We start from the raw sequence: 3,891 nt of genomic DNA on the forward strand, positions 1-3,891 counted from the left end.
GGGGCGCCGCCGCAGCAGCCCGCCGCCTGCGCGGCCTCGGGCTTCGAGGCCGGGACAGCGGTGCCGCAGGACGCCGGACCACAAGCAGCGGTTGGCTTGGCCGCAGAGGCCGCAGAGGCCGCAGCACCGGCCGTCGCCGGGCCGCAGCACGCCGCGCCGGCCAGGCCTTCCGTTGCGCTGCCACCGACACTGCAGACACCGGTCTCCGGCAGATCGAGCTCGACCCGGTCGGCAGCTTCCAGGTCGCCCGCCAGTGCGGCCACCACCGACCGCACCTGCTCGAAACCCGTGGCCATCAGAAAGGTCGGCGCGCGGCCGTAGCTCTTGACCCCGACGGTGTACAGCCCCGGCTCCGGATGGGCGAGTTCGCGGTGCCCATGCGGCCGCACCGTGCCGCAGCTGTGCAGGTTCGGATCGATCAGCGGACCGAGGGCCTCGTTGGACTCCAGCCACGGGTCCAGCTTCACGCGCAGCTCGCTCGTGATCGCGAGATCCGGGCGCTGGCCAGTGGCGCAGATGATCTGGTCGATGCCATTGAGCCGCTGCTCATGTCCGTCGGCGTCGACACCCACCACTCCCAGCGCATCTCCCTGCCGTTCGATGCGCGTGATGCGCAGCCCGGCGTGGAACGTCAGGCCCCCCGAGTCGCGCAGGCTGCGCAGCGAATTGCCGAGCGCCCCGCGGGCCGGCAGCGCATCGGCATCACCACCGCCGAAGACCCGCGTGAGCACCGGTGACCGGACCGACCACAGCAGCCGCGTCCCCGGCGCCTGCCCCGCCAGCTCGGCCAGCGCCAGCAGCGCGTTGGCCGCCGAGTGGCCGGCACCGACGACGAGGGTGCGCCGGCCGGCATAGCGGCTTCGATGAGCGCCGAGCACGTCGGGGATCCCGTAGAAGATGCGGTCCAAGAACTCCTGCTCACCGATCGCCGGCAGGCCGCTGGCGCCCACCGGGTTGGGCGTGTTCCAGGTGCCGGTGGAGTCGATCACCGCGCGCGCCTTCAGCTCGAAAGTCCGGCCCTCGCGGACGGCACGGATCACGAACGGCGCATTCTCCCGGCCGGCACTCTTCACCTTGTCGAAGCCCTGCCGGGTGACGGCGATCACCTTCGTCGAGAGCTGGAGCACCGATGCCACCTGCGGCAGTTGCGCAAAGGGTTCCAGCACGCGCTGCACCACTTCACCCGCCAGCGGCAGTTCGTCGGCTGAAGGCGCCTGCCAGCCGGTCGGCTGCAGCAGCCTGGCCATCGCCGGGTCGATGTCGTATCGCCACGGCGAGAACAGCCGCACATGGCCGTAGTCGAGCAGGTTGGCGCCGACCGTCACTGCGGCTTCGAGGATCAAGAACGGGATGCCACGCTCGATCAGCTGAGCGGCCGCTGCGAGGCCGACCGGGCCGGCGCCGAGCACGGCGACCGGCAAGGCTTCGAGCCCAGACGGGCGATCGCTCTGAAGCGGAAGCACCATGAACTCCGCGCTGGCGGGGCAGGCGCCCTGGAACTCGGCCGAAGCCTTCAGCGCGGCAGGCGCTGTCGCGCGGTCGGCGACCTTGAAGCCAAAGCTTTCGAACCAGCGTCGGGCGGTGGTCGTCAGCAGCGCGACCGTCTTGAAGTTGCGACGCCGCGCTTCATCGAGCAGCAGCGACACCATCTGCTGGCCAATGCCCTGCCGGTGCAGGCCGGGCGCCACCGCGACCGAGCGCAGCAGCGCAAGGTCGCCACGCGGCTCGACACCCGCACAGCCCACGACCTCCAACCCGGACTGGGCGAGCACGAAAGTGGACAGGTGTTCGCGCGCACCGTCCAGCGGCAGACGATTTACGGTCAACAGACCTTCAACGGCGGCCCAATCGGCCGCGTGGGCCTGGCGCAAGGTGATGGGGGGCATGGTTGCTCCTGGGTGAGGTGAGGCGGGCTCAGCACCCGCACGCGTCTGACGAAGCCACTGCGGTGGCCTTCGGAAGGCCCTTGCAGCAGTTCTGGGTGAGGAAGGCCAGCAGGTCGTTCATCTGCTCGAACGCGGCGCGGTAGATCACGAATCGACCTGCCTGGGCCTGCGAAACCAGGCCGGCTGCGGCGAGTTCCTTCAGGTGGAAGGCCAGGTTGGTGGGGCCGACGCCGACCGCCTCGGCCAGCGCCTTCTGGGCCAGCCCCTCGTGGCCGGCAATCACCAGGGCGCGGAACGCGTCCAGTCGGACCGGATGGGCCAGTGCCGCCAAGGCGTGAACGACAGAGTTCTTATCCATGAATTCAACAATACTTGAATTGCTTGGGAGTTGCAAGTCCCCGGATCCAAGGCGCTCCGCGAACGTCGGCCGACCGGCCGCTTCGCCGCAGCGACGGCGGCGGCGAATCGCAAGCTATGCTTTCCACCGACCACAGCCCCATGGACCAGACACCCTCCTCCACCCGCGTTGCAAGCGGCTTCGCGTGCGTCGCTGCCGCCTGGCAGGCGCATGAGGGAGAGCTGCTCGGCTACCTGCGCCACCAACTGCCCGACGGCCACGCCGCGGAAGACCTGCTGCAGGACGTGTTCGTCAAGGCGATGCGCCAGGGCGAAGGCTTGTGCAGCCTCGACAACCCCAGGGCCTGGCTGTTCCAGGTCGCTCGCAACGCGGTGATCGACCGCGCGCGCGTCACCAAGGTGCAGGTGCCGCTCGACGAGGTCGGTCTGGAGCTCGAGGCACCGGTTCCTGAAGCCCTTGCGCCGGTCGACGCCCTGGCCGGCTGCGTCGCGCGGGTGCTGGGCGAACTTCCACCGGACGACGCGGCGATCCTCAGGGCTTGCGATCTCGAAGGCCGGACCCAGCGTGAGTTTGCCGAGCAGCAGGGACTGAGCCTGCCGGCGGCGAAGTCGCGGCTGCTGCGTGCGCGCCAGCGCATGCGCGACCAGCTCAGCACCGCCTGCCAGGTGCGCTTCGACGATGACGGAAGCGTCGGCGGCCACGTGCCGCGATCTCCCGCCGCCGACTGACACTCGGGCGGCCGGACGGGCCGTACCGCGAATGACGGGCCAGACCGCAGCACGCCGGGGCCGCGCCGCGAGGCGGCCTTGATCCCGGACAACCGAACCCGGCCGGTCGGCTGCATCCTTTTGGCACCTTCCTCGTCTTCACGAGCAGGAGCCCCGCCGATGACCACCCTGACCCTGTCCCAGCGCACGCTGCAGTTGCCGCGGCAACACCCGCGCAGCTTCCTCGTCGTCGCGGCGGTGCTCTGGTGGCTGCTCTACCAGTCGCTGATCCCGGCGTCCGAAGCCCTTGTTGCGGCCTTGCCGGTCGATCGCGACAGCCACCTGGGTGGCGCGTTGCAGTTCTTCTTCTACGACACCCCGAAGGTGCTGCTGCTGCTCACGGCAGTGGTCTTCGTGATGGGGATGATCAACTCCTACTTCACCCCGGAGCGGACTCGCGCGCTGCTGGCCGGGCGCAGCGAAGGTGTCGCCAACGTCATGGCCGCCAGCCTCGGCATCGTGACACCCTTCTGCTCCTGCTCGGCCGTGCCGCTGTTCATCGGCTTCGTGCAGGCCGGCGTGCCGTTGGGCGTGACCTTCTCGTTCCTGATCTCGGCGCCGATGGTCAACGAGGTGGCGCTGGCGCTGCTCTTCGGCCTGTTCGGCTGGAAGATCGCCGGCCTGTACCTCTGGCTGGGCCTGACGGTGGCCATCGTCGCCGGCTGGGTGATCGGCCGGCTGAAGATGGAAGCGCACCTCGAAGACTGGGTGCGCGACATGCCCAAGGTGCAGGCTGCCGCCGGCAGCGACGGCATGACGCTTTCCGAGCGCATCGAAGGTGGCTTCGCCAGCGTGCGCGAGATCGTCGGCAAGGTGTGGCCCTACATCCTGGCGGGCATCGCCATCGGTGCCGGCATCCACGGCTGGGTGCCGCAGGACT

General features: G+C 69.7%; 4 protein-coding genes. 2 read left to right on the forward strand and 2 right to left on the reverse strand.

Annotated elements, in window-relative coordinates; translation table 11 throughout:
- Together arsN2 and AAG801_RS40885 are read right to left on the reverse strand one after the other, a co-directional pair.
- Positions 1–1,886: arsenic resistance N-acetyltransferase ArsN2 (arsN2, locus tag AAG801_RS40880; RefSeq protein WP_341893590.1), on the reverse strand; the 1,886-nt coding region annotated here is incomplete at its 3' end.
- 28 nt (positions 1,887–1,914) lie between these two features.
- Complete coding sequence (locus AAG801_RS40885) at positions 1,915–2,244, reverse strand: helix-turn-helix transcriptional regulator (RefSeq protein ID WP_341893591.1); 330 nt, start codon at positions 2,242–2,244, stop codon at positions 1,915–1,917.
- A 140-nt stretch (positions 2,245–2,384) separates the two neighbouring features.
- Between AAG801_RS40885 and AAG801_RS40890 the strand changes: the two genes are divergently transcribed.
- Both AAG801_RS40890 and AAG801_RS40895 read left to right on the forward strand, forming a co-directional pair.
- Entirely contained in the window at positions 2,385–2,972 is a 588-nt protein-coding gene (locus tag AAG801_RS40890) for a sigma-70 family RNA polymerase sigma factor (RefSeq protein WP_341893592.1), read from the forward strand.
- 159 nt (positions 2,973–3,131) lie between these two features.
- The coding region (locus tag AAG801_RS40895; protein ID WP_341893593.1) for a permease at positions 3,132–3,891 on the forward strand (760 nt) is incomplete at its 3' end.

This window comes from Variovorax sp. YR752 (genome assembly GCF_943372545.1).